We start from the raw sequence: 20,514 nt of genomic DNA on the forward strand, positions 1-20,514 counted from the left end.
TATTGTCATGAATAAATTTGTAAATAACAAACATCAAATTGCGGATAATTCTTTGAAGTTAGCACTTGCCTTGGTTGATCTGGATAAAAAGACTCGCAACTACAAAACGGATGTGCCGATTTTTTACTCTGAAATACATGTAATAATGACTATTGCCGAGCATCCTGGCATTCATGTGGGTGGTCTAGCTGATATTCTAGGAGTAACAAAAGGGTCTGTTTCCGAAGTTCTCAAAAAGCTAGAGAGAAAGGGTCTGGTTATAAAGGAAGTAGATGATCTTAATCTATCTAGATATTCATTGAGTCTTACTGAAAAAGGTAAAAAAGCTCATAACAACCATATGCATTACCATGCTGTTGTAAACAGTATGGTTGAAGATGAGCTACAAAACGCCTCCGAACATGAATTAGAATTTTTGTCAAACTTTTTGTCGTCTTTGATGAACAAGGTTAAATTTTTCAGCGAAAATTTTGATGAATCAAGTGATTCTTAGACTCAGGTGGAGTTTGCTTGTGAGGAATATCTCTCTCTATCTGAGTCTTAGAAGAACTTATCCAGGCGCGTAGCAGTGCTTATCTTCCAGTTAAGTAGAGAGCCAAAATCTATGATTTTGTGCGAATCACTTATTCCTTGGACAATAGGAGAAGGAGTTTCATATAAAAAGATGGGAGTATTAGCAATGGTAGCGATCGGATAAAATTTTTAAGCAAGAGTATGGCAACCATACACTTTTTATCTATAATTAAGTTAGGAGGTGCTAACATGAAAAAGAAAAAATCATCAAAGTTATATATGGTTTCTGATAATAGTGAAGTGAATGAGAGGGGGTATAAACAAGCACTTGAAGCTAATAAAAGGACTTTGTTGGCTATTTATAATTCTTTAGCCTCATACGTTCCCTTTGGCTTTTATCCATATGAATTCCAAATATTTGAGCAAGTCAATCCTTCCAATAATAAGTTGGAAAGAAATAAAATTGATAAGCTATTAAAAAAACAAGATGAATAAACAATTGTATCCAAGAGTATGGTAACCATACACTTTTGCTTATGATTAATGTAAGGAGGGACTATACGAATGAATCAATTAAGCAACAAACATGAAAAGAGCCTAGATTTATATTCAAAAAGAGCTACATCAATAATGCTGATAATCGGAATTACATTTATTGCAGCGAATTTGCGGGCACCTTTAACAGCGGTTGGCCCATTGGTCGATCAAATTCGTGGCAGCTTGCATATTTCAAATACATTGGCGGGGATGATTACAACCCTTCCGTTATTCGCTTTTGCAGGATTTTCACCTTTCGCTCCAAGATTGGCGCGAAAATTTGGCACTGAATTGGTGCTGCTTTGGTCACTTATCTTTCTGACGTTTGGAATTATATTACGCTCATTGTTTGGGGGGGTTGGACTATTTATTGGGACAGCAATACTTGGATTGTCCATTTCTGTTGGCAATGTGCTGATACCCAGCCTATTCAAACAGAAATTCCCCGAACGAATCGGTGTGATGACGGGCATCTATAATGTTTCTATGGGCCTTTTTGGGGCGATAGCATCCGGTATCAGTGTCCCCGTTGCGGCAGAATCAGGATTGGGGTGGGGTGGAGCGCTAAGTATTTGGACTGTACTTAGTTTCTTATCCATTATCTTCTGGATACCTCAAATAACACGGAGAAGGCAAGAAACGTCTATTGCTACGAGAACGGTCGGTAGTAACATTAAAGCAAAATCCAAAGACTTACACGAAGAAAAAAATGAAATAGAGAGTGTTAAGGGAGAAGTCATTAATAAATCTAATCTATGGAAATCTCCTTTGGCATGGCAGGTAACGGTATATATGGGATTACAGTCGATGGTGCTCTATTGCATGGTTGCATGGTTGCCGACTATTTTGATCCAGCAGGGTATGGATTCAGGCAGAGCAGGATTTATGCTCTCTCTTTATCAACTAGCATCGCTCCCCATAGCGTTTGTGGGTTCTGTCCTTGCTGGGCGTAAATCCAATCAACGTCCATTAGTTATCATTGCTTCTCTATGTGTTTTGGTTGGACTTTTAGGGATATTCTTCGGAGGGACAGGGCTTACATTCCTATGGGTGATTATGATTGGCAGTGGCGGAGCACTTACTTTTTGCTTAGCTATTATATTTTTCAGTTTTCGTACGAGAAATGTAGATGAAGCGGCAAGGCTGTCCGGCATGGCACAATCAATCGGATACCTACTTGCTGCTTTTGGACCGATGCTTTTTGGGTTTCTACATGATGCGTCTAATAACTGGGCATTGCCGCTCATTATCCTAATTGGACTTGCCGTTTTATGCTTGTTTGCTGGGCTGAGTGCATCACGTGATTTATATGTTAGTACTGCTATGGACAATGAATCAATATCTAAATTTGCTACTTCTAATAAGGATTAAATTACAAAAAGTATCAAAGTAAAATGATACTGATGACCTTTTAAAACATACTTTACATAAACAAAGTATTAAGTAAAAAAAGTGTACCTGCATTTGGAAAAAATACGGGTACACTCTTTTTTAACTATTTAAGTCAAGCAAATTTACATTAAGTTTATTAAACAAGTTACTATTGTAGCTTTTAGCAGCTTGTTTTTGTAAACTTGCTTTCTTAATATCCTCTTCAGCTACTTGTGAGAGCATTCTATTTTCTGCTTTTCTCTGTTCCTTCAGCCTCTTTAACCTTTTTTCTAATAATTCATCAAACTGAGTCATAAGTGATGTGCTGCTTTTTGAAGATGAATTATCAGTTGCAATGCCGCCAGCACTGCACATATCACCATTTGCATCATAATAGCTGCCAAGACTTGTTACTTTGTTACCATCCATTTTGGCTGCATTTTTCAGCCAATTTAAAGCCATAGGTTCATCCCCAAGGTTTTTCTCAAGTTCTGCTGCAACTTTTGGATCGTTTGCTGCTTTTTTTAGATAAGCTGGATCAATTGTAATGGGTGCATGATCTATGTTGGCACTTGTTGGTATCATTGCTCCCTTTGAAAAATGACCAACTATGATGTTTAAGTTTGGAAATTTAGCACAAAGCCCTTTATAATATTCGTCTACAGAATTACTTGTAGTTTTAGATGTTGAGTTAGACTCAGTGACCGATTTTGAAGCATCAGTTTTTGTATTAATATTTGATTGATTGTAATTATTTAAAGCATAATTAGTATATAGTCCTAAAGACATAAAAATTCCACCTTTCTAAAATATATCTTTAAAGTTTTTTTAACATTACTGTCAGGTTAAATGCTTTATTTTCTATTTGAATATCGATGTCACCAAAGTATTTTCGGGCTACTGTTTGTACATTTTTTAGACCAATACCGTGAATCGATTTATCTGATTTACTTGAAACTGGAAGCTTTGTAGTATTGTCAAATTTAATTTGTGATTCAAAGCTATTTTTTACATCTATAAAAAATAAGTTTTTCTTTTTACTTGAGGTTATAATAATAAAAGGTTTTGATTCCAATGACTGTTTTTTACAAGCATCTAAGGCATTTTCCAGTATATTGCTTAAGATAATGCTTATATCAAATACATCCAATCTAAAGCTTGAGGGAAAGGTAAAATCTGATTCAAATAAAATATTATTTTTCAAAGCTTTTCTGTAGAAATCATTTATTATTACATCTGTTACGGAGTTACCAGTCCCAAATTTAAAATCAAGCTTATTTACAGTATTTGAAATATCATTAAAGTATTTTTCCATTTCATTATATTTACCTTCTGTAACTAACCATTTTAAATTGTTTATATGATTTCTCATGTCATGTTTTATGCCGCGAATACCATTGTACATTTGTTGTATCTGATTAGTATAATTTTGGAGGTCATATACCTGATGCTCTAAAATTATTTTATTTCTCTTTTCTTCATTCAAACTTATCATATTTTGAAATAGTATCGTTGTACCAGCAATTCCCATAAGAGATACTATACCTATAGCAGGAATTAAAAAAATAAAAGAAGGATATTTATCATAAAGAAAATCTTTTGAATTATTATTAAATGTAGTAAGTATTATTTTCAATATCATAAAACTTATGAGCTGTGCTGATAAAGCAGGCATAATCAAAAACAAAGTTTCTTTTGTATTAAAATCATAGTTTTTATATATAAATTTTTTAGTTATGTAAACTATTGAAGTATACATTAATATAAAAAATATTAGTAAAAATATAATTCCTATTATAATCTGAATGTACTCCATTAAGACAGGGTAGTGTTTAATTAGTAAAGGATGGTTTTGTAAGTAATCTACACTAATAAGCTTAAAAGAGTTTTTCTGTAAAAAATAAAATATACTGTAGGAGGTTAAAAGACACAATTCTTTAATTGCATAAAATGTAGCAATTAAAAATACTTTTATTGGAACATTAGTATCATATACTATTGAGATGATGGCAAATGCTAGGATTATACCAAGTAAATCCATAAGTATATTGTCTGTGCTAGGATACATCCAAAAAAATATAATACAGTATATAAAGTAAACAATAGGAATAATAATATCAGTTTGCCTTCTAATTTTATCTTTTAAAAAGTTGTGTAGAAAATAATATAGAAAAATTGCACTAATTAAATATTTTACATTACTTAAAAATTCAAGTATTATTTTTAATGAAAATTGGTTCAAAGGTATATCACCTCTGTTTTTAAATAACGAAGATAGTTTTTTACAAAATCGTTATATTTATGTTTTGCTATTATAAGTTTAATTCCATTTTCAAGTGTAATGGTTGAAGTATCATATTCTGTAATATAAGCCATATTTACAATATATCCACGATGGCATCGAAAGAAGGTACTGCCAAGTTGAGATTCTACGTCATCCATTTTAGCATAATATTCTTGAGTGCCACTTTGGGTATACAAAATCACTTTTCGTCTATTACTTTCTACATAGTAAATTTCCTTGAGAAAAACTTTTTTATAGGTGGTTCCAATTTTTATAAGTATGTATTTATTAGATTTTTCATTTAATTTTTTATACTCTAATACTGCATTTTTAAATACTTCAATAAATTTGCTGTTGTCTATTGGCTTTAGAAGATAATGAAATGCATGTACATCAAAAGCATCATATACATACCTATCAAATCCAGTTACAAATATTAATATAGATCTGCACAATTCATTTTCACTGTTTCTAATTTTTTTTGCAGTAGTTATACCATCTAAATTGTCCATTTCAATATCTAGAAATATTATGTCATGTCTTATTTTTGATTTAAATAGATCTTTACCTGAAATATATTCTCTAACATCACAGGAAATTTTCTGTGATAGTATTAATGATTTTATGTAATCTCTTGTGCTTTTTTCATCATCACAAATTGCTATATTTAACATTGTTTTTCATGCACTCCTCTAGTGAACTATCGAAGCAAAAAATATATACTTTAACAAGATGTAACAAATGAACGTTTTTTTGTAATGAAATTCTTGATGAAGTGAAAAGTTACTACCCACCAATGTTATCCCAGTGCTCATAGGCTTCATTGAGCTCCATAAATGCATTTGCTTTGTTTCTTGTGGCAATTGCACCCTGCAGTCGTGCTACATTCATGGTAAATGAATCAATCTCATCTTTTTCTGCACTAAATTGCACTCTAGTGACCACTTTCTTCCATGCATTTGACAACTGATCACTTTTTCTGTATGCATCATCCCATTTATTATTTTTTACATCTTCCATAACTAGCTGAATACACTTAGGTACGTTATCATTTTTGGTTAAAGGCTTTTTTAAAAAATTATCGCTAATCATCACTAATACAAATAAAATTAATGTTACTATAGGAATGGTTTTAACTAAAAAATTTCTCATATAATAGCTCCTTCCTTAATAAGGTCCTTTATAATCGCCAATATCGGTTATCTTGACCATATGGTCATCATATTTATCTACATAAAGAGATCCAGCAGGATTTAAAGTGGCTAGAAAAACATCGGAAATATTATTGATTTTTTGTAATTTTAATTGGTGCATAAGCCATTGCTTGGTTTTATTTAGTTGTTTAAGATTTTGTTCAATAAGTATTCCATCATAAATGAGTTCTGTGCTTATACCTGATGCTTTTTTAGAAATATTCATGTCTTTGGCTGTTACAGGTTCACATTCAGGTTTTTTAAGTACAGAAAGTTGTCCGTTAGGTTCAAGAATGGCAAAATCCACATCTGATAAATCAAATACATCTTTATTTCTTAAAAGCTCCATAAGATCAGATACTGTATATTTCATTTGCCTCAAAGTATCTTCCATTATTTTGCCATTCATTATAACTATAGTGGGTTCACCGCCTATATATTTTGCCGCATATCGCCATTTTATTGTTATATACTCCATTAAATAACTTAAAGCTGCCCAGCAAAATAAACCTACCCAATGAGGCCAAGCTCTGCTTGATAGATCTGTAGTGAGGCTTGCAGCAATAGATCCTATTGTAATACCTACTACATAATCAAAAAACGTTAACTGACTTATTTGCTGTTTACCTAATATCTTTGCAAAGATAAGTAAAGTAAAAAAAGCAATAATAGAACGTACTAAAACAACTAATCCTTCATTCAATGTTATTTTCCTCCTGTGTTACTATTCTTTATACAGTAGTTATTATCCGATATAAGTTGAATTTTATTCTGTTTCTGTGGAAAAAGATTTATTGTATTTTAGATATAGTTGTGCCCCTAATTATTAGATTAATTGTTTATTAGTTGACTTTTTTCAATATTTATCATATTATATACATAATAGCTAATAATTAATAATTAAACTTAATTTTCAGTTAATGAGATGATTTTATGTATATGGAAAATACAGTATATGTAGTGGGTAATGCTAAAACTAATGAGGATAATGCCATTACCATTAGATTTAATTCTTTTTACATAGGTTTTGTAGTGGATTTAAGTACAGATAAAATAATTGATTTAAATTCATCTTCTACTTTAAGAACTACGGATGAATTTATAAGATCTCTTTTAATAGGTAGAAACCTTAGGATATTTGATGATAAACTAAAAGAAGAAGTTATAAAAAGATACCACGGTTCATCTCAAAAAGCCATTATTGTAGCTTACAGAGATGGAGTTAAGAAATATAATGAAGTGAAAAGAAAATATTTTTAAATTACTGTTTTGTTTATGGTAAATAAGTTACCCTTATTTTAAAGTGAATGAAAGCCAGTAAAAGCAATGTTAATATGCTTTTGCGGGCTTTTTTTGTATTAATTTCAAGGAGGTTCTAAATGAAAATAAGAGATATAAAAATAAAAAGAATATCCGTTCCGCTGAAGACACCATTTAAAACAGCACTTCGTACTGTGGAAAGGGTAGAGGATATTATAGTTGAAATATACACAGATACAGGAAATATTGGCTTTGGAGAAGCCCCACCTACTGGAGTCATAACAGGAGATACAACTGGATCTATAATAGGGGCCATAGAAGACCACATAAAAAAGTCTATTATAGGCATGAATATGGAGAATTTTGAGTCCATAATACAAAAATTGAATAAGTGTATTGTAAAAAACACTAGTGCAAAAGCTGCAGTGGACATAGCACTTTATGATTTATATGGTCAGTTATATAAAGCACCACTGTACAAGCTTTTGGGTGGTTTTAGAAAAGAAATAACAACAGATATAACTATAAGTGTAAATGAAACTGAAGAAATGGTAAAAGACAGTATAGATGCTATAAAAAGAGGATATAAAACTTTAAAAATAAAGGTAGGTAAAGATTCTAAAAAAGATCTGGAAAGAATGAAAGCTATAAGACAGGCTATAGGGTATGATGTTGACCTTAGAATAGATGCAAATCAAGGATGGAAGCCTAAAGAAGCAGTAAAAGTGCTAAGAGAAATGGAAGATGCAGGACTTGACATTGATTTTGTGGAACAGCCTGTTATAGCACATGATATAGATGGATTAAAGTTTGTTACAGACAACGTAGCCATACCAGTTTTAGCAGATGAGAGTATATTTTCACCAATGGATGCCTTAAATGTTCTAGAGAGAAGGGCAGCAGATTTAATAAATATAAAACTCATGAAAACAGGCGGAATATACAATGCATTAAAAATATGTTCTTTAGCAGAAATACATGGAGTTGAGTGTATGATAGGGTGCATGTTGGAGGCAAAAGTAAGTGTAACAGCTGCAGTTCACCTAGCTTGTGCAAAGAGTATCATAACTAAAATCGATTTGGATGGTCCTGTTTTATGCAGTGAAGACCCAATTAATGGAGGAGCAGTATTTAATGAGAGCAAAATAACACTTACAGATAAACCTGGACTTGGAATAGAGTCTATCAATTATTAATAAGTTAAAATGAAGCCCTTAGATTAAATTTCTAGGAACTTCTATATTAATATTATATTTTAATAAATTTAGGAGGGGAAAAATGGGTACAAATAATTTAAAAAAACTGTCGCTTGTAGCACTAATTTTAATGATTTTTACCGAAGTGTTTGGCTTTGCTAACATGCCAAGAGCATTTCTCCTTATGGGATATTCATCTATTCCATGGTATATAATATCAGGAATAGCATTCTTTATTCCATATGCATTTATGATGGCTGAATTTGGTTCTGCATTTAAGGATGAAAAAGGTGGAATTTATTCATGGATGAATAGATCTGTAGGACCTAAATATGCTTTTGAAGCAACATTTATGTGGTATGCTTCATATGTTGTTTTAATAGTTGATATGTGCTCTCTTATATGGATTCCACTTTCAAATCTAATATTTGGAAAAGATGTAACAGCTAGTTGGGGATTTTGGGGACTTAAATCTACCCAAGTTATAGGAATTTTTAGTATTATTTTTATAGTAGCCATAACATTTATAGCTACTAAGGGATTGAAAGACATTTCAAAAGTTACCTCAATTGGTGGTACTGCAGTTATGTTGTTGAATGTCTTTTTGATTATAGGAGCTGTAATTGTGCTCATAGCAAGCCATGGACATCTTGCACAGCCTCTTAGCTTTACAGTATCTCCTAATCCTAAATACGGCAGTTCTCTTTCAATTTTATCATTTATAGTATTTGCTATATTTGCTTATGGTGGAATTGAAGTTGTAGCGGGACTTGTAGATCAGACTGAAAAACCTGAAAAAAATTTTGCAAAAGGAATGGCTATATCTGCAATAGTTATAACGTTAGGATATTCTATAGGTATATTTATGTGCGGTATATTTACTAATTGGAAACAGGTACTTTCAAACCCAGATGTTCATTTAGCTAATGTTGCATATGTTATAATGCAAAATCTGGGGTATCAGCTAGGAGTTAGTTTTAATTTAAGTCAATCTGCAGCACTTACATTAGGTGCCTGGATAGCAAGATTTGTTGGACTATCAATGTTTCTTGCACTGACAGGAAGTATCATAACCGTACTGTATGGACCGCTCAAACAGATAATAGAAGGCACTCCAAAAGGATTATTTCCTGAAAAACTTACAGCAATAAAAGATGATATGCCTAAAAATGCAATGTGGGCACAGTGTATTATTATCGTTTTGTTTTTAGTACTACTTACAATTGGTGGAGAAGGAGCATCCAAGTTCTTTAATATAGTTGTAAGTATGACAAACGTAGCATTGACAATTCCATATATGTTTATTGCAGGAGCCTTTGTTCCATTTAAGAAGAAAAAGGAAATTAATAAACCATTTATAATTTTTAAAGGATATAAATCTTCATTGATCTGGGAAATAGTTGTTGTATTTACTATAGGTTTTGCAAATTTATTTACAATAATTGCTCCAGCATTTCAAGGTGATATGCAAAGCACCATATGGATGGTTGTAGGTCCTATATTTTTCTCAATTGTAGCATTTATACTGTACTCCAATTATGAAAAAAAGAATAAATTTTCAAAACAAAAAGTAGAATCTTAAAAAGTTAGGAGATATAAGACATGCTGTATGAAAAAATATTAAATGCAATAGATTTAAAAAAATTGAATTGTGCATTTGTCATAGAAAATCTTAAGACAGGAGAAAAAATCGCTTATAATGAAAATGTGGTGGTGTCTTCTGCAAGTCTTATAAAGATACCTATAATGATGGAGATATTGAATCAAGTTAAAGAAGGAAAACTTTCACTTAAACAGAGAATAACAGTAGAGGACGATGTAAAAGTACCTTTTAGCATACTTAATCTTTTGGAAAGTGGAAACAGCTATACTCTAAAAGATGTAATAACCTTGATGATAATTCAAAGTGATAATACGGCTGCAAACATACTGATGGATCTTGCAGGGATGGACAATGTAAATAATTATATTAAAGATTTAGAAATAAAAAATACAGTACTTCAGAGAAAGATGCTGGATTCAAAGGCAAGAAAAGAAGGCAGGGAAAATAAAACTACTGCTGCTGATATGGCAAAATTCTTTGAAATTATCTATAAAGGTGAAAAGGCTAAGGAATTCTACAGTGTTATTATGAAGAACATATTGACTAGCCAGCTGGATAATAGTGTTATGAGACTAAACATTCCCGATGATATACGTATTGCACATAAGACGGGGGATTTGAATGGAATAAGCCATGATGCAGGTATAGTATATCTTCCTAATGTTGATTACATTTTTTGTGGACTTACCTGGGATGCTGTTACAAATAATTTTGCCAGAGAAACAATTGGAAAGATTTCTAAAATAGCTTATGATTATTTCATATCTTTATAATAAATATCAAATTCAGATGGGCTGCCTGGTGAAGGCAGTCTATTTGAATTTTAAGATAATTAACTTTTAATTTATGGTTGATTACTGTAACATTCCAACTAAGTAAGACACGTTTATAATTATGGTATTTTAGATTAAGTACCTAATTTCCTAATCCAGGATATAATCAAAGATATAGAAGGAAATAAAACTATAAATGGAATAACATATATAGGATATATAGAAGATGCTATATATGCATGCTCTACTGGTGAATCGAACATAGTAATTGAAAATATAACGCTTATAATTCCAATAGGAACAACTAGTGGTTTATAGGAGCGCAATTTGAAAAATTGAGCAATGGACAATATTACAGCATAATAAAAAATACATATTTTTACAAATTCATTAAATAATAATACTAGTGCAATTAATATTTCCATTCTTGTAATGACTTCACCTACATTTATTAATTTTGCTACTTGATATGATGGAAAAAAATTAATGGGAATTAAATTTCCAAGGACTGCTATATTTTCTAAAATAGAACTTAAAAAAAATATACCTCCTACAATTAAACCTCCAAAAGCGTATTTTTTTACTTTATTTGTATTATTAATATAAGGAAAAATCATTAAAAATACGACTATTTCACCGAAAGGAATGGATATCATAAGGTTAGTTCCTTGAATAAATTCTTTTGAATTTATTTGAAAAAGTGGTAAAAAATTTGATAAATGTATGTCTTTAATAATGAGTATTGAAATTAATATAAATACAAAAATTGATAATACACTTAAAATAAAAGAAGCCCTAGCGATGACTTCCAATCCTTTTTTTAGTGTATATATACAAGCTATTGTAAATATTATTATAAATACGCTAATATCTACTTCTGCAAAAAGGTATGTAGAAAAGAAGTCTGCAGTAAATCTCAAATTAGCAGAAACTATATACCAAAAAAAATAAATATACAATATAGATATTATTTTACCTAAATAGCGGCCATATGTTGTTTCAATTATTTCTATCAAATTTTTATTAGGGAATTTTTTACTTAGAGATGTATAAATTAATAATAGGGGTAAAATGATGATAAAACCTGCCAATAATACTATCCAGGTATTTGTTTTTGTTATTCCAGTTATGAAAGCTGCTGTAAGTGTAGAAGCTTGAAGTAAACCAATAATTAAAAATATTAATTGAGGGCCTGATATTACACCTTTTTCAATCTTCATGGACAGTCACTACCTTTATATGTAAAAATTAATTTTAATTGTAATTTAAATGCAATAAATTTTTTACCACAAATTCTATTCCTTTTACAGGATTAGGTATATGTATATTTAGAACATAGAATAAGCTTAGAATAAAGGATATAATTATAAATATAAAATATACTTTTAATTCATGCCAGTATTTATTTTTAATTATTTCAGGAACTTCAAATGATAATATACATATAAAGATTATTATCAATAGAAATATCATTTTTTATACCTCATTATACTTAATAGTTTATTATTGTGAGATAGTAGTTTTTAAGTACTTAAATTTCTAATCCAGGCTATAATGAGTGAAATAGAAGGAAACAAAATTACAAAAATAATAGCATAAATAGAGTATGTACTTGCAAAATTTGATTCTTCTGCAGGTGAACTATACATGGTAATTGAAAATATGATACTTATGATTCCAAGTGGAATTACCAGAGAATTATAGGATTGCAATTTAAAAAATTGTGCTATAGACAGTACTGTGGCATAATAAAAAATACAAATTTTTAGAAATACATTAAATAGTAGCATTACTCCGAACAATATTTCCATTCGCGTAATAACTTCTCCTATATTTATAAGTCTTGCTACCTGATATGATGGAAGAACATGAATATAACCTATATTTCCAAGTACAGCTGTGTTTCTTAAAATAATAATTAGAAATTGAATAGTTCCTATGATCAAACCCCAAAATGAAAATCTTTTTACTTTACCTTTGTCGTTAACATATGGAAAAATCATTAAAAATGTGATTAACTCACCAAAGGGAATAGATACCATAATATTAGTACCTTGAATAAATTTTTTGAAATTTATTTGAAAAAGAGGCAAAAAATTTGACAAATGCATATCATTTAAAATAAGAACTGTAATAATCACAGTTACAATAATTATCAATATGGTTAAAATAGAGCCAATTCTAGCTATAACTTCTATACCCTTTTTTATTGTGTACATACAAGTTAATATAATCACAACTACAAATATAGTAAGATCTGTTTGAGGAAAAAGATATGTGGAATAAATATCTGATATACCTCTTACATTTGATGGAATTAAGAACCAAAAGAAAAAAATGTATAATATAGATATTATTTTCCCTAAATAACGTCCATATACAATAGTATTTATTTCTATTAGGTTTTTGTCAGGGTATCTTTTGTTTAATGATGTATAAACTAGCATCATAAATGAAATTATAATAAAGCTTGTTAACAGAGAAATCCAGGTATTTGATTTTGTTATTCCACTTACGAAAGCTACAGTAATTGATGCTGATTGAAGTAAACCAATAATTAGGAATGTCAATTGTGTATTTGATATTATACCTTTTTCAATTTTCATAAATACTTTTACCTCTGCACATAAGTTTATTTTAATTGTAATTTAAATGTAATAAATTGTTTACTACAAATTCTATGCCTTTTACGGGATTAGGTATAGGTATGTCTAGGATATAAAATAAGCTTAGTATAAAAGCTATAATTAAAAATATAGAAAATATTTTTAATTCATGTAAATGTTTATTTTTAATCATATCTGGAGTTTCATACAATATTATACCTATAAAAGTTACTATCAATATAAATATCATTCTTCATACCTCAGTATAGTTGGCATTAGTTATCTCTGGACATAATGGATTTAGTAATTCTACCTGTTCTCCTTATTTTTGCATTTACATTTATATTTACAGGAATATTTTGAAAAGTTTCTTCCCAGTTTTTTTCAATCTTAGACCACTGCTTAGGGTAATGCTGATATATGGCATCTCCAAAACCAAATATATCTGCATTTAATTTTTTGGACTTTTTTAATGCAAGCATTATTTCCTTTTTTATAGTATCCTCCTCACGTTTTTCAAGAATTGAAAAAGATTTTGAATTTGATAAATCCTCAGAAGAAAGTTGTTCCTGTAAATCTCCTTCTTGCTTAATTTTTATTTGTATACTTACTTTGCCATCTTTTATTTGTGGAATTATTTTACTTGATGTATGGGTTGTTGCTATGCTTACTTTACTATTGCTGTCTTTATTTGATGTATCTACACTTACAATTCCATCCTTCATTTTATTAGTACACCATAGAAGTCCGCGACTTTCCTTTTCATTAAGGCTTCCAACCATCTTTCCTTTCTTAAATACTGCTGTTTTTGAAAGGTATACTATTTTTTTATTATTGTCATTTGAAATTTCAACTATAGGTGCAATAGGTGACGTGGTCTTACTTATCAATTTAGATGAAAAATCTTTTAAATTTACAGCTGGTACCTGAGATACCTCTTGTTGGTTTTTAATCAATTCTCCTATATTTCTTCCAGGAGTGGCTTCAAGTTCTGGTTTTGCATTTAATATTTCACTAGCAGGTTGTTTGGATATTAAAATCCATGTTAAGATACGAGTTTCACGATATCGCAAGAAAAAATCCATATACTTTTCGATTCCTTCTCCTGCCATATCTTTCCCAAATATAACTACCTGATTATGTGAAAAAAATAAATGACGATTTAGTTTACGGTTAAAAGCTTTTGTTGCATCAGAAATGCTTTTCCCTTTTTCTCTTAAATTTAAGTAACCAGTGTTTCTTGATTCATTGTCTTTACTTTTTGACATATCTTTGATACCAGATGCATTAGCCACTTGGACAGTCATTTCTATGGGATAATCATCTTGTTTTCCTTTGTCTAATCCAACTCCTACTACTATGGCTAACTTATTTAATTCATGGGAACCAAAACAGGAAGTTAAATTTAAAGCTACTAAAATACATACAACTATTTTTATTGCTAAATTTATGTATTTTTTCATTAGATTCACCTCGTAAAAATGCACTGGTATTTTAATTGTTATTTTCTTTTAATGGTGGCTCCGGTTTTGCAGAGGAATCCTGTCTTTTTAAATTGTGCCATCCTATAGTGCTAGGTCTAGTAAACATACTCCACAAATGAATTCTTACAAAACTATCTTTTAAATCTTCTGTGCTTAAAGGAGAAAATGGAGCAAAATATGGAGTACCAAAAGATCTTAAGGATACAATATGAACAAGTACAATTAATAATCCAATTCCAATTCCAAATATACCTAATATTCCAGCTAATATAAGAAACACCATTCGTAAAATGGAAATTACATCTGTATATACAGGAATTACAAAACTGGAAACAGCTGTCAGTGCTATTACAATAACCATAAGTCCTGATACCAATCCTGCTGTTACGGCAGCTTCACCTATTACTAAAGCTCCTACAATGCTTACCGCCTGACCTACTGGGCGAGGCAATCTAACACCTGCTTCTCGTAGGATTTCAAAGGTTATTATCATGAGACCAGCTTCTATAACTGCAGGAAATGGGACACCTTCTCGACCTGCCGCCATGGTAAATAATAGAGTAGTAGGTATTAATTCTTGATGAAAAGTAGATAGCATGACGTAAGTAGCTGGAGAGAATACACTTATAAAAAAGCATAGAAACCTTAAAAATCTTAAAATACTTGCAAAGTAAGGTCTAGAATAATAGTCTTCTGAACTTTGAAAGCCTTCAATAAAGAGCATTGGCATAGTAAGTACAAAAGGAGTACCATCAACTAAAATAGCAGCTCTTCCTTCTAATATTTTAGCAGCTGCTGTATCTGGCTTTTCTGAATTACCTATAGTAGGAAAAATAGAATAGGGGGCATCTTCTATAAACTGTTCAATATAGCCTGATTCCAGAATAGAGTCTGTATTAATTTTATTTAGCCTATGTTTTATTTCTTTTATGAGTTTAGGATTAACGACTCCTTTTAAATAAACAACGCATATATTGGTGTTTGTTTGAGTGCCAATTTTCATAGTTTCAAAGGTTAAATTTGGATTTTGAATTTTACGTCTTAAAAGTGTCATGTTTGTGACCATAGTTTCACAAAAGCCTTCTCTAGGTCCCCTTACCACAGCTTCAGTTTTAGGTTCTTCTACACCGCGGGTTTCCCATCCCTTTGAATGAACAATCAAAGCTTCTTGGCAGCCATCTACAAGAAATATGGTATCACCAGATAAACATGCATCTATTATTTGATTTACTAATGCAACTTGTTTAACATTTCCAACAGAAAGCATACAATTTTTTATAACGTCTATACTATTTAACTCTAATTCATTTTCTAAATTGCATAACTTGCTGTCATACATAAAAGGTTTAATTATAAGTTCGTTTATAGTTGCTTTTTCTGTCATACCATCTAAAAATATAATTGCAGCATTTATTTGCAGTTTAGAACCAAAGGAAAATTCGCGGTAGATTATATCACTACTTGAACCTAAAATATTTTTTAAAACATTTAGGTTATCTTCAAGGCTAGTAGAAAGTTTTGGTTGTGGAATTTTCCCTTTTGAATTTTCACTGATTACATTAGTATTTTTAAGCTGCGTGAATTTAAACTTTTTATATATATAATTAAACACTTTAGTTACCTCTATTTCTATTTTGTGATATTAGTATTTATCCTCTCTTAGCTTATTATGCATTGTTATTTTTTTCTTCAGAGTATGCATCTTGTTTCGCGTTATTGATATCTAGAAAAAAGAGTGTAGTACTTCTCACTTCAAATATGAATATTAAAAAGGATCTGTATTTTAAAATTTGATACAGGTCCTTTTTAAAAGCAATGTGATAGTTAAATTATAGAGGTTTCTCCCACCAGCCTAAAGCAACATCAGTTTTAATGTGCTGGTTGCCAGGAGAGTGTAGATATACGATAAGAGAGCCTCCTGGAGGGATAATGATTTTACCATAATAATTTCCCACTACTGTGGAATTTGCTTCTGCAATTCTGTTAAATAAACTTATACCGCTGGAAGGTGAGTGTTTTACATGCTGCGCAAAACTCAATAAAATATTGGAAGTTGGTAAAGGATATATGGTAGTATTTGCAGGGGATACATAGGGAGATATAGAAGTTCTACCAATAGGTTCAGAATTTAGCCATAGTTCTGATCTAAAAGCTGTACTAGACGTATTTGATACTGTAAAGGTATTTATATATAACTTAACTCCTGAATCCTCTGGGTTTATCAAGCCTCCCCAAGCATTTAAATTACGTTCTAGAATTAGAAAGGGGGTATGACCCATAAAATATTTTCCTTTAAAAGATTCATATACACGATAGGGTAGGTTTACTACTTTAGTTGGTTTATCATGATGACTTACGGTATCGGAATTTAAAATGTTTTGATTTTCCATAAATATGACCTCCTAGTATTTAGTATTATTTTATGTAAATATATATGTAGAAGTGTACCATTTGTGCAAGATTTCAATAAAGGGTATATTTTACCTATTTTTTTAGTATAAAAAATGCAAAAAATATGAACAAAAGTAGAGTTCCTATGTATTAAATTGTAAAATATCCACTAAAAAAATAAAATTATAATAAAAAATACAAAAAAATAATTGACAATATATAAATAATTATGCATAATTATATCATGATAACAATTAGTTAAGCATAATTACATATATATGAACATAATATGACATCTTAGAAGCATATCTTTCGTTAGTAATAATATAATTTCCTTTAGAAGAAAATGATTTATTTAAAATAAATAGTGTAATGTTTTTTATAATTTCAAAAAGTTCCCCAATTTAGCATACTAGGCATGATAAAAATAGCTTGAATAAGTGCCTGCTATTATTTATTGATACATAGAGAATTTCACTCTTTGCATTTTATCTAACATCAAGGGGTTTATTTGTCACAAATTATGTAAAAATAAAACAAAGATGTAAGAAAGTCCTATGATATAAATTTTGTAAACATAATAAATTAGCTTTCATAAGATTGGAAGAATGATAATTACTACTTAGAACTGCTAAAAATTAGGAAAGAGGTGTCGTTAATTAATGAAAGTTACAAACGTAGAAGAACTAATGAAAAGACTAGAAGAAATAAAGGATGCTCAAAAGAAATTTGCTACATATACTCAAGAACAAGTGGATGAAATTTTTAGACAAGCAGCTATGGCAGCTAATAGTGCTAGAATAGAACTAGCTAAAATGGCAGTAGAAGAAAGCGGAATGGGAATTGTAGAAGACAAGGTCATTAAAAATCACTTTGCCTCAGAATATATATATAACAAATATAAGGATGAAAAAACCTGTGGAGTTTTAGAGAGAGATGCAGGATTTGGTATAGTTAGAATTGCGGAACCTGTAGGAGTTATCGCAGCAGTAGTTCCAACAACTAATCCAACATCTACAGCAATATTTAAATCACTAATAGCTTTAAAAACTAGAAATGGTATAATTTTTTCACCCCATCCAAGGGCAAAGAAATCAACTATTGCAGCAGCTAAAATAGTACTTGACGCTGCAGTTAAAGCTGGTGCTCCTGAAGGAATTATAGGATGGATAGATGAACCTTCCATTGAACTTTCACAGGTGGTAATGGGAGAAGCAAATTTAATTCTTGCAACTGGTGGCCCGGGTATGGTTAAGGCTGCCTATTCTTCAGGCAAACCTGCTGTGGGAGTTGGTCCAGGTAACACACCTGCTGTAATTGATGAAAGTGCCGACATTAAAATGGCAGTAAATTCAATATTACTATCAAAGACTTTTGATAATGGTATGATTTGTGCCTCAGAGCAGTCAGTAATAGTTTTAGACTCAATATATGAGGAAGTTAAAAAAGAATTTGCTTATAGGGGTGCTTATATATTAAGTAAGGATGAAACAGATAAGGTTGGAAAAATAATTTTAAAAAATGGAGCCTTAAATGCAGGTATTGTAGGACAACCTGCTTTTAAAATAGCACAGCTGGCAGGAGTGGATGTACCAGAAAAAGCTAAAGTACTTATAGGAGAGGTAGAATCGGTAGAACTTGAAGAACCATTTTCTCATGAAAAGTTATCTCCAGTTTTAGCTATGTACAGGGCAAGAAATTTTGAGGATGCCATTGCAAAAACTGATAAACTGGTTAGGTCAGGTGGATTTGGACATACATCTTCATTATATGTAAATCCAATGACAGAGAAAGCAAAAGTAGAAAAATTTAGTACTATGATGAAAACATCAAGAACTATAATTAACACACCTTCATCCCAAGGTGGTATAGGTGATATATATAACTTTAAACTAGCTCCTTCTTTGACATTAGGCTGCGGTTCCTGGGGAGGAAATTCTGTATCCGAAAATGTTGGGCCTAAACATTTATTAAACATAAAAAGTGTTGCTGAGAGGAGAGAAAATATGCTTTGGTTTAGAGTACCTGAAAAGGTTTATTTCAAATATGGTAGTCTTGGAGTTGCATTAAAAGAATTAAAAGTTATGAATAAGAAGAAAGTATTTATAGTAACAGATAAAGTTCTTTATCAATTAGGTTATGTGGACAAAGTTACAAAAGTTCTTGAGGAACTAAAAATTTCCTATAAGGTATTTACAGATGTAGAACCAGATCCAACCCTTGCTACAGCTAAAAAAGGTGCAGCAGAACTGCTTTCCTATGAACCGGATACAATTATATCAGTTGGTGGTGGCTCAGCAATGGATGCAGCTAAGATCATGTGGGTAATGTATGAGCATCCAGAAGTAAAATTTGAAGATTTAGCTATGAGATTTATGGATATAAGAAAGAGAGTATATGTTTTCCCTAAGATGGGAGAAAAGGCAATGATGATTTCAGTAGCAACATCCGCAGGAACAGGGTCGGAAGTTACTCCATTTGCAGTAATCACTGATGAAAAAACAGGAGCTAAATATCCATTAGCTGATTATGAACTAACTCCAGACATGGCTATAGTTGATGCAGAACTTATGATGGGAATGCCAAGAGGACTTACAGCAGCTTCGGGTATAGATGCATTAACCCATGCACTGGAGGCATATGTGTCAATAATGGCTACAGAATTTACCAATGGATTAGCCCTTGAAGCAGTAAAGTTGATATTTGAATATTTACCAAAAGCTTATACAGAAGGTACAACTAATGTAAAGGCAAGAGAAAAGATGGTTCATGCTTCATGTATTGCAGGTATGGCCTTTGCAAATGCATTTTTAGGGGTATGCCACTCTATGGCACATAAATTGGGAGCACAGCATCACATACCACATGGAATTGCCAATGCACTTATGATAGATGAAGTTATAAAATTCAATGCTGTAGATGATCCAATAAAACAAGCTGCATTTCCCCAATACGAGTATCCAAATGCTAGGTATAGATATGCTCAGATAGCTGATTGTCTGAACTTGGGAGGAAATACAGAAGAGGAAAAGGTACAACTATTAATAAATGCTATAGATGATTTAAAAGCTAAGTTAAATATTCCAGAAACTATAAAAGAAGCAGGAGTTTCAGAAGATAAATTCTATGCTACTTTAGATAAAATGTCAGAATTAGCTTTTGATGATCAGTGTACAGGAGCTAATCCAAGATATCCACTGATAAGTGAAATAAAACAAATGTATATAAATGTTTTTGATAAAACCGAACCAATTGTAGAAGATGAAGAAAAGTAATTATTAAATAAAAATGGTGTTCAAATAA

19 protein-coding genes are annotated in these 20,514 nt (G+C 31.0%); 8 read left to right on the forward strand and 11 right to left on the reverse strand.

Annotated elements, in window-relative coordinates; all coding sequences use genetic code 11:
- The first annotated feature begins 7 nt into the window (after positions 1-7).
- From CLJU_RS08000 to CLJU_RS08010, 3 genes are all read left to right on the forward strand, one after another.
- A complete protein-coding gene (locus tag CLJU_RS08000; protein WP_013238293.1) occupies positions 8-493 on the forward strand; it encodes a MarR family winged helix-turn-helix transcriptional regulator in 486 nt (161 codons plus the stop codon).
- 269 nt (positions 494-762) lie between these two features.
- Positions 763-1,008, forward strand: coding sequence for a hypothetical protein (locus CLJU_RS08005; RefSeq protein ID WP_013238294.1), 246 nt, complete (start codon positions 763-765; stop codon positions 1,006-1,008).
- 69 nt (positions 1,009-1,077) lie between these two features.
- Positions 1,078-2,421, forward strand: a complete 1,344-nt coding sequence (locus CLJU_RS08010; protein ID WP_013238295.1) for a CynX/NimT family MFS transporter — start codon at positions 1,078-1,080, stop codon at positions 2,419-2,421.
- 120 nt (positions 2,422-2,541) lie between these two features.
- Here CLJU_RS08010 and CLJU_RS08015 read toward each other — a convergent pair whose 3' ends face one another.
- The 5 genes from CLJU_RS08015 to CLJU_RS08035 all read right to left on the reverse strand — a co-directional run bounded on the left by CLJU_RS08015 (position 2,542) and on the right by CLJU_RS08035 (position 6,601).
- Positions 2,542-3,210 (reverse strand): DUF6033 family protein, encoded by a 669-nt coding sequence (locus CLJU_RS08015; RefSeq protein ID WP_013238296.1) that lies wholly within the window; start codon positions 3,208-3,210, stop codon positions 2,542-2,544.
- A gap of 28 nt (positions 3,211-3,238) precedes the next feature.
- Positions 3,239-4,663 (reverse strand): sensor histidine kinase, encoded by a 1,425-nt coding sequence (locus CLJU_RS08020; RefSeq protein ID WP_013238297.1) that lies wholly within the window; start codon positions 4,661-4,663, stop codon positions 3,239-3,241.
- Positions 4,660-5,379 carry a LytR/AlgR family response regulator transcription factor gene (locus CLJU_RS08025; protein ID WP_013238298.1) on the reverse strand — a complete coding sequence of 240 codons (720 nt, stop codon included), beginning with the start codon at positions 5,377-5,379 and terminating at the stop codon, positions 4,660-4,662. Before CLJU_RS08025 ends, CLJU_RS08020 begins: the two co-directional genes overlap by 4 nt.
- Positions 5,380-5,491: 112 nt before the next feature.
- On the reverse strand, positions 5,492-5,857 hold the full coding sequence (locus tag CLJU_RS08030; protein WP_013238299.1) for a DUF4363 family protein: 366 nt from the start codon (positions 5,855-5,857) through the stop codon (positions 5,492-5,494).
- Between the two features lie 15 nt (positions 5,858-5,872).
- The gene (locus CLJU_RS08035; RefSeq protein WP_013238300.1) at positions 5,873-6,601 is read right to left on the reverse strand and encodes a DUF421 domain-containing protein; all 729 of its coding nucleotides are present in this window, start codon (positions 6,599-6,601) and stop codon (positions 5,873-5,875) included.
- Positions 6,602-6,831: 230 nt separating this feature from the next.
- Here CLJU_RS08035 and CLJU_RS08040 point away from each other — a divergent pair, with 230 nt between their 5' ends.
- From CLJU_RS08040 to CLJU_RS08055, 4 genes are all read left to right on the forward strand, one after another.
- The gene (locus CLJU_RS08040) at positions 6,832-7,158 is read left to right on the forward strand and encodes a DUF3870 domain-containing protein (RefSeq protein ID WP_013238301.1); all 327 of its coding nucleotides are present in this window, start codon (positions 6,832-6,834) and stop codon (positions 7,156-7,158) included.
- A gap of 119 nt (positions 7,159-7,277) precedes the next feature.
- Positions 7,278-8,354, forward strand: coding sequence for a dipeptide epimerase (locus tag CLJU_RS08045; RefSeq protein WP_013238302.1), 1,077 nt, complete (start codon positions 7,278-7,280; stop codon positions 8,352-8,354).
- A gap of 82 nt (positions 8,355-8,436) precedes the next feature.
- Positions 8,437-9,936, forward strand: coding sequence for a glutamate/gamma-aminobutyrate family transporter YjeM (yjeM, locus tag CLJU_RS08050; protein ID WP_013238303.1), 1,500 nt, complete (start codon positions 8,437-8,439; stop codon positions 9,934-9,936).
- A 20-nt stretch (positions 9,937-9,956) separates the two neighbouring features.
- On the forward strand, positions 9,957-10,730 hold the full coding sequence (locus tag CLJU_RS08055) for a serine hydrolase (protein WP_013238304.1): 774 nt from the start codon (positions 9,957-9,959) through the stop codon (positions 10,728-10,730).
- A gap of 134 nt (positions 10,731-10,864) precedes the next feature.
- Here the strand turns inward: CLJU_RS08055 and CLJU_RS08060 are convergent, their stop codons facing one another.
- From CLJU_RS08060 to CLJU_RS08090, 6 genes are all read right to left on the reverse strand, one after another.
- Positions 10,865-11,950, reverse strand: coding sequence for a GerAB/ArcD/ProY family transporter (locus tag CLJU_RS08060; protein WP_013238305.1), 1,086 nt, complete (start codon positions 11,948-11,950; stop codon positions 10,865-10,867).
- Positions 11,951-12,253: 303 nt separating this feature from the next.
- Positions 12,254-13,336 (reverse strand): GerAB/ArcD/ProY family transporter, encoded by a 1,083-nt coding sequence (locus CLJU_RS08070; protein ID WP_013238307.1) that lies wholly within the window; start codon positions 13,334-13,336, stop codon positions 12,254-12,256.
- Between the two features lie 31 nt (positions 13,337-13,367).
- Positions 13,368-13,586: a hypothetical protein gene (locus CLJU_RS08075; protein ID WP_013238308.1), complete on the reverse strand. Its 219-nt coding sequence runs from the start codon at positions 13,584-13,586 to the stop codon at positions 13,368-13,370.
- A 25-nt stretch (positions 13,587-13,611) separates the two neighbouring features.
- Positions 13,612-14,799: a Ger(x)C family spore germination protein gene (locus CLJU_RS08080; protein ID WP_013238309.1), complete on the reverse strand. Its 1,188-nt coding sequence runs from the start codon at positions 14,797-14,799 to the stop codon at positions 13,612-13,614.
- 31 nt (positions 14,800-14,830) lie between these two features.
- The gene (locus CLJU_RS08085) at positions 14,831-16,432 is read right to left on the reverse strand and encodes a spore germination protein (protein WP_013238310.1); all 1,602 of its coding nucleotides are present in this window, start codon (positions 16,430-16,432) and stop codon (positions 14,831-14,833) included.
- Positions 16,433-16,649: 217 nt separating this feature from the next.
- A complete protein-coding gene (locus CLJU_RS08090; RefSeq protein WP_013238311.1) occupies positions 16,650-17,210 on the reverse strand; it encodes a DUF6143 family protein in 561 nt (186 codons plus the stop codon).
- 663 nt (positions 17,211-17,873) lie between these two features.
- Here CLJU_RS08090 and adhE point away from each other — a divergent pair.
- Entirely contained in the window at positions 17,874-20,486 is a 2,613-nt protein-coding gene (gene adhE / locus CLJU_RS08095; protein ID WP_013238312.1) for a bifunctional acetaldehyde-CoA/alcohol dehydrogenase, read from the forward strand.
- The last annotated feature ends 28 nt before the right edge of the window (positions 20,487-20,514 follow it).

Source organism: Clostridium ljungdahlii DSM 13528 (assembly GCF_000143685.1).
In the GTDB taxonomy this organism is placed as follows: Bacteria; Bacillota; Clostridia; order Clostridiales; family Clostridiaceae; genus Clostridium_B; species Clostridium_B ljungdahlii.